General features: G+C 56.6%; 8 protein-coding genes. 6 read left to right on the forward strand and 2 right to left on the reverse strand.

Annotated elements, in window-relative coordinates; translation table 11 throughout:
* The 5 genes from HZR81_RS22955 to HZR81_RS22975 all read left to right on the forward strand — a co-directional run.
* Nucleotides 1–888, forward strand: an 888-nt coding sequence (locus HZR81_RS22955; RefSeq protein ID WP_500129346.1) for a TraB/TrbI/VirB10 family type IV secretion system protein, incomplete at its 5' end; no start/stop codon positions are given.
* A complete protein-coding gene (locus HZR81_RS22960) occupies nucleotides 885–1,118 on the forward strand; it encodes a DUF2274 domain-containing protein (RefSeq protein WP_048329026.1) in 234 nt (77 codons plus the stop codon). The genes HZR81_RS22955 and HZR81_RS22960, both read left to right, overlap by 4 nt.
* Before the next feature lie 93 nt (nucleotides 1,119–1,211).
* Nucleotides 1,212–1,490 (forward strand): type II toxin-antitoxin system RelE/ParE family toxin, encoded by a 279-nt coding sequence (locus HZR81_RS22965; protein WP_019339397.1) that lies wholly within the window; start codon nucleotides 1,212–1,214, stop codon nucleotides 1,488–1,490.
* A gap of 17 nt (nucleotides 1,491–1,507) precedes the next feature.
* Entirely contained in the window at nucleotides 1,508–1,795 is a 288-nt protein-coding gene (locus HZR81_RS22970; RefSeq protein ID WP_003108490.1) for a HigA family addiction module antitoxin, read from the forward strand.
* Nucleotides 1,796–1,839: 44 nt separating this feature from the next.
* Complete coding sequence (locus HZR81_RS22975; RefSeq protein WP_157782029.1) at nucleotides 1,840–2,013, forward strand: hypothetical protein; 174 nt, start codon at nucleotides 1,840–1,842, stop codon at nucleotides 2,011–2,013.
* 114 nt (nucleotides 2,014–2,127) lie between these two features.
* On the opposite strand, the gene HZR81_RS22980 is transcribed toward HZR81_RS22975, so the two are convergent.
* The gene (locus HZR81_RS22980; RefSeq protein ID WP_048329025.1) at nucleotides 2,128–3,063 is read right to left on the reverse strand and encodes a nucleotidyl transferase AbiEii/AbiGii toxin family protein; all 936 of its coding nucleotides are present in this window, start codon (nucleotides 3,061–3,063) and stop codon (nucleotides 2,128–2,130) included.
* Nucleotides 3,047–3,868, reverse strand: coding sequence for a type IV toxin-antitoxin system AbiEi family antitoxin domain-containing protein (locus HZR81_RS22985; RefSeq protein WP_340065384.1), 822 nt, complete (start codon nucleotides 3,866–3,868; stop codon nucleotides 3,047–3,049). Before HZR81_RS22985 ends, HZR81_RS22980 begins: the two co-directional genes overlap by 17 nt.
* 432 nt (nucleotides 3,869–4,300) lie before the next feature.
* Between HZR81_RS22985 and HZR81_RS22990 the strand changes: the two genes are divergently transcribed.
* Nucleotides 4,301–5,800, forward strand: coding sequence for a Fic family protein (locus tag HZR81_RS22990; RefSeq protein ID WP_340065275.1), 1,500 nt, complete (start codon nucleotides 4,301–4,303; stop codon nucleotides 5,798–5,800).
* Nucleotides 5,801–6,051 lie beyond the last annotated feature (251 nt).

The raw sequence follows: 6,051 nt of genomic DNA on the forward strand, positions 1-6,051 counted from the left end.
GGTTATGGACATGGGCCAGATGCCGCCGAAGCAGAGCGCCTGGCCCTGCTCAAGGAAGCTGAGGAGGCAGCGCAGTCATCGGTGTTCTTCCAGACCAGTAGCGTGAGGAAATCGAACGTTGCATCCACTGGGAGCGCCCAGCCAGATCCCATGACCCTGGGTATGGCCTCGTCAGGGGCGGTAGCACCAGTTGCAGGGACGCCAAGCCAGCAGGAGCGGAACGAGGCGTTTCTCAGTAGATCCGTAAATACACAAATCCGTAATTCCGGATTGCTGCAGATGCCTGAGTCGCCCTATCAGGTGATGGCCGGCACCATCATCGCAGCGGCGCTGGTCACCGGCATCAAGTCGGATCTACCCGGCGACGTGATCGCCACGGTGACCGAACCGGTCTACGACAGCGCCACCGGCCAGCACGTACTCATCCCTCAGGGTGCACGCCTGCTGGGCCGCTATAACAGTCAGGTGAGCTATGGGCAGAGCCGCGTGCAGGTGGTGTGGCAGCGGGTGATCTTGCCGGACACCTCGTCCTTCCAGCTCGACAATCTGGTCGGTACGGACGCCGCCGGTTATGCCGGTCTCGAGGATGGCGTCGACTGGCACTGGAACCGGATCGTCGCCGGCGCGGCCATGACCAGCCTGCTGGGTATCGGAGCCGAGTTGGCGGCACCGACCACTCGCACCGACGGCGACCGCATCATCCTCGCCGGGCGCGACAGCCTGCAGGACACGGTGAACCAGGTCGGCCAGGAGGTCACCCGCCGCAACCTCGATATCCAGCCCACGCTGACCCAGCGCCCTGGCCTGCCCCTGCGGGTGATCGTCAATCGCGACCTCGTGCTGCGCCCCTACCAACCCGTCACAGCTCAACAAGGAAGCCCGCAATGAGCACGGCCAAACTGCGCCTCGGCCCACTGCCGAAAACCGAGAACCTGAAGCTGACCTTCACCTGCCCTGCCAGCCTGAAGGCCGACCTCGAGCGCTACGCGGCACTGCATTCGCATACCTATGGCGAAGAGGTCGACGCCCTGACGCTCATCCCGCACATGCTGGAAGCATTCATGGCGAGGGATCGGGTTTTCAGGAGAACAAATACACAATCTTGCAGCGGCAATTGATAAGCCTGCATCCCCTCCCAGCTGCCGTAATGACAACGGCAGAAAACCCACGCACGGTTGAAAACCGTGACCTAATACATCACACTTATCGCCATGATCGTAAGCTTCCGGCACAAAGGTCTACGCATTTTCTTTGAATCTGGCTCAACCAAAGGCATCCGGGCCGACCACGCAAAGCGCCTGGGCCGAATGCTGAGTTTTATGGATAGAGCCAATGAACCCGCCGACCTCGACATCCCCGGTTGGCGGCTACATCCCCTCAAAGGGGAACTGGAAGAGTTCTGGTCACTCACCGTCAATGGAAACTGGCGAGTGATCTTTCGATTCGTGGGTAGCGACATCGAGCTCGTCGACTACCTTGACTACCACTGAACAGGAGGGGGTTATCCATGACCATGTTCAACCCACCGCATCCTGGTGAAACCCTGCTTGAGGACGTGCTCCCCGAACTGGGCATCAGCATTGCCGAGCTTGCCCGCCGCCTTGGTTTTGCGCGGGAATCCCTGTCTCGCATCTTGCACGGCCATGCGCCGGTCAGTCCGGATTTGGCTGTTCGTCTAGAGTTGGCCGGCATCGGCAAAGCTCGCACCTGGCTCGGCGTGCAAGCCGACTACGACCTTTGGCAAGCCAGGCATCGCGAACAGCCGCACATCGAACGCTTTGCTGCGATTGCTTAATTCCGTATGGAAGATGACGACTGATAACGAGGGAGGCGACATCGATGAGAAGAAAGATTCTTGGGAGCAACTCAAGCCCACTATCGACCTTCTTCAGGAGCAGCTCTGATACAGCCAAGCGCGCTGCTTACGGCGCAGCAGCTGAGCGCGCCATCGAAAGTCAGCGCAAGGTACTCGAAAAAGCGAAACTCATTCGAGAAGCCAAGGCAATAGCCTGAAGTTTTCGTCGCGCTAACGAGCGCCGCTATCCACATCCTGCTGAGGGATTAGCCTTTCCAGCGACGCCCACCCAGCACATGCCGAAATGACAACGGCTGGGCAGACCGCGAATACTACCGACGATCAAACATCTCGAAGGCCGATTGCAGCTGAGAATGGTCGGAGGCCCGCTTCGTAGCTGATCGTGAAGCAAGATTCTGCAGTTTCCTTTTTATCGCGGGGAGCTCTGCTGCCTGTGGCAACTCGATCAAGTCAAAATCTGGATTTTCCATCTCGACGGACTCCAGAAATGCTCTCGACCGCGGAGTCAGCCACTCCGAAATTTGCAGAAGAAGCCTGGCGCGGTGCTCCAGCAGCATCTCTGAGCTGACAGGTGCTGCAGTCATACCACGGAAGTGGGTCTGGTATATCGCCTCGAAATCCTTGGGCTCATTGGGAACCAGCATCTCCCAGGCAGGTTTCGGGCTACAGGTCATGTAGATCAGGAAGGTTCGCCAAAGTCGCTCATCTGTGCGCGGATCGGCCAGAAGCAAACCTATATCAAACAGGTCGCGCGGATGCTGCCTCGACAATGCTGCTGCCATTTTCCCCGCATATAGATCCGCAAAGTCGAGCACCTGGATCGAGGCAAAGCCAAAGGCCTCCTGAACCTGCGACTGGACAACCATTGTCCGTACCGGATGCACGGAACCGCGCATAACCGGAGTCGTTTCTATTTGGACTCGGGCTCGTCCACGACTCACTATCAGCCGGTTTACGAAACCACCTCTCTCTGGCGCTGATGTTTGTACTTGTAGCCTTAATGGCGCAGAGCCAAGTGCCCTTCCCAGACTTTCTAATGCATCGGAGATCTGACCAGCATCCTGCGCATAGTCCTGCATCGGCAACCAGGTCAGATCGATATCCACAGACAACCTGGGCAAGTCATGCTCGAACAGGTTGATCGCCGTCCCCCCTTTGAGGGCAAATCGTGTTTCTTTCGCCAAGGTCGGCAGAATTTCCACCAATAACTGGACTCGGTCGGTGTAGCGCTTATCCCAGGTGCTCATCAAGATCCGCCGGCAAGGTTATTTGGTAGGTTGGGTTCAAGCGACCACCGGGAACCAGGCAACGCTTTCCCTTCCCTAGATAGACGCCGTCCAACGAGACATGATCCATCCAGGCGTGCTGGTGGCGTTCTGCGAGGGCTAGGAACAAGCGCTTGGCTTTTATGCTGGTGCAATGTCGCAGCAGCATGCTTATCCTTTGGGGACGAATGGTATCCGCACCCTGCATCAGCGCATCCACTTCATAAACGAGCGATGCGTCTGACACGCCATCACAGAGTTCGAGGATTGCGCGCTCAGGTGTCGCGACGACGATGCGGCCGCGGTCGCCATCAGCATCCACCCACTCGAGCCCAAGATTCCTTAGGGCTTCGTCATCCATGTCGGCCTTGAATGACAGTGCTGAAAGATTGAATGGGCTTTTGCCGCACAACACTAACTCAGCTTTCAATGGAAGCTTATCCACCCAGGCAGGGAGGCTTCCAGGGCCATACAGAGTAACCCTCTCACGCTCGCCCAACCGCAGATAGTGCTCGTGCCCATGCCAAGCCAAGGCAAAACGCCCACCAACATGCAGCGGCAATCGTTCTCCTTCCTGCAACGCACGCACTACAGCAGCCCAGGTGAGACGTCCGCCTCGTCGTTGATAGACTCCACGCGCAGGCGATTCCAGCCAGCCGCTCGCGGTATATCGCGCTACGAGGTTGCTGCTGTAGCCATGAGCCTTCAACCAGCTACTGGACACCAGATCGCTGTCGCCGAGCCCTGCAAGCAAGGAGTTTAGTTTTTCAGGTTTTTGCACACTCATAGTGAGCAAAATAGATATTTTCTAAACCATCCGCAAGAAGAAGGTTTATAGAAACCAAAAAAAACTCACCATTAGTGAGCAAAATTCAGCTTTTATAAACCAGCACCGAGGAGTTCTTGAACATTGCTACAGGCGCTCCCGAGGCCCCTTCCATTCCAGCAACGCCTGTAGCGGATCCAGCTCGCCAACAAGCTCACGCGCTTGGGCAAGCTTGTCCATAGCAATACACCGCTCGGCTTCGGGCAGATTCGATACGGAGCTCTCAGCATCACTGAAAAAGGCCTGGATTCGCTTTATGTCATCCCAATGCTTGTTGGACGAAATCGGCCTGAATAAATTAAGAAAAAATCAGTAGAATCGGAAAAAATGAAGATTTTCTTGTCTCACTCAAGAAAATCTGGGGGCCAGAGCCAAGCTAAAGGAATTTTTGACATGCACCTAGTCGGTTACGCTTGGCTACGCGAAGCCATGCAACTGTCCGCATTCCCCTTGCATCTGCCAGCGATTGTGCAGCCTGTCACTCGCTTGAAGAAGATAGGCCAGACCTTGGCTGTACCATCTGCCATCGCACCGGCTGCTGATGACTTGCTGGGCCATGTCCTCTTCGCGCTGAAGCATGAGGGGGTCAATCTTGCCATTCTGACTCAGGCTCTCCCCAAGATACCAGTCGCAGCCCTGGAGAATGCCCTGCAGGAGGCGCCCAACGGCATCTACATTCGCAAGGCGTGCTATCTGAGAGAAGCATTCACCGGCGAGGAGGTTCCTCAGCATGCACCGGTTCGGGGGGCTTTCGTACCGCTCTTCGATCCCAAGCGCTATGTGACCCGCGCGGGAACAAGAAACTCCCGGTGGCGGGTGGAATTCAACGGCCTTGGCGACGTGAGCTACTGCGCCACCGTGGAAAGAACCGCCAGGCTGATCGAACTTCAGGAACACGACATACTTGGCCGGGCGAAAGCCTTCATGGAGTCCTTGCCTCCGGTCATGATGGATCGGGCGATCAACTGGGCCTATTTGCATGAAACCAAGGATTCGTTCGCTATCGAACGCGAAGCGCCGAACGAGGACAAGTCGCGGCGATTCATTCACCTGCTACGCCAGGCACACGAACGCCAGCCGCTGACCGAGGAGTATCTGGTGGCGTTGCAGAACGCCACGGTATCGAACCCTTATGATCTAGCTGCGGCATTCAGGCATGAACAAAACCACCTCGCAGGAGCCCTTCAAGGGGCTGCTGGGGTAACTTACGTTCCCCCTCCACCAGAGCTGTGCCGCGAACTGATGGAGCACCTCATGCAGTTTGCGAATGAGGCCCCCACCCAAATCGACCCGCTGGTAGCGGCTGGAATCATTTCCTTTGGTTTCGTATTCCTCCACCCCTTTATGGATGGAAACGGACGCCTATCCCGGTTTCTGATCCACCAGGCACTTTGCCGCGCGGGCGCCTTGGAGAACGGCCTGCTACTGCCAGTGTCGGTGGCCATGAAACGTGAGGAGCGCCTGTATCTGGAGGCCCTGCAGGGATTCTCCCGCCCAGCCCGGGATTTCTGGGATGTGCAGTGGATCGACTTTGGCAAGTTGGCTTTCGACTTCCGGGGAGATGCAGCGATCTACCGCTACTGGGACGCAACTGCCTGCGTCATCTTCACCATGGAAATGGCTCAGCACGCCCTGGAGGTCGAACTCCGCGAAGAAGCCGCTTTTCTGGAGTGCTACGACGCCGTCTACAGGGCTGTGGATGAACGATTCGACATCCGCGGCAGCGACTTGGCGAATCTGGTGATGATGTGCCTAACCAATGATGGCTTTGTTTCGAAGCACCGTCGTAAGCAATACCAGTACACGGTACCCACTGAAGTCTTCGACTACATAGAACAGACTGCCCAGCAGGTTCTTAGCGAGCAACACGCGGCTCGAGAAACACGTCAATAGCCGCATCTTTTTATCGTTTAGGCGAGCTGAACAAACCAATGCATTCAGAGCAGCAACAGGTTTAAGAAATATAAAAAATGCTCACCATCAGTGAGCATTTTCCGAGTTTCGTAAACCCAGACAGAATCAGTTTCAGCGCTCCCGCGGCCCCTTCCATTCCAGCAACGCCTGAAGCGGATCCAGCTCGCCAACAAGCTCACGCGCTTGGGCGAGCTTATCCATAGCAATGCATCGCGCAGCTTCGGGCAAAT

Origin of the sequence: Pseudomonas sp. LM13 (assembly GCF_041381355.1) — a bacterium.
Lineage (GTDB): Bacteria > Pseudomonadota > Gammaproteobacteria > Pseudomonadales > Pseudomonadaceae > Stutzerimonas > Stutzerimonas frequens.

Coding starts and splice junctions, on each gene's coding strand:
- HZR81_RS22990 (WP_340065275.1), top strand. CDS start 4,301: ATGCACCTAGTCGGTTACGCTTGGCTACGCGAAGCCATGCAACTGTCC.
- HZR81_RS22975 (WP_157782029.1), top strand. CDS start 1,840: ATGAGAAGAAAGATTCTTGGGAGCAACTCAAGCCCACTATCGACCTTC.
- HZR81_RS22965 (WP_019339397.1), top strand. CDS start 1,212: ATGATCGTAAGCTTCCGGCACAAAGGTCTACGCATTTTCTTTGAATCT.
- HZR81_RS22960 (WP_048329026.1), top strand. CDS start 885: ATGAGCACGGCCAAACTGCGCCTCGGCCCACTGCCGAAAACCGAGAAC.
- HZR81_RS22985 (WP_340065384.1), bottom strand. CDS start 3,868: ATGAGTGTGCAAAAACCTGAAAAACTAAACTCCTTGCTTGCAGGGCTC.
- HZR81_RS22980 (WP_048329025.1), bottom strand. CDS start 3,063: ATGAGCACCTGGGATAAGCGCTACACCGACCGAGTCCAGTTATTGGTG.
- HZR81_RS22970 (WP_003108490.1), top strand. CDS start 1,508: ATGACCATGTTCAACCCACCGCATCCTGGTGAAACCCTGCTTGAGGAC.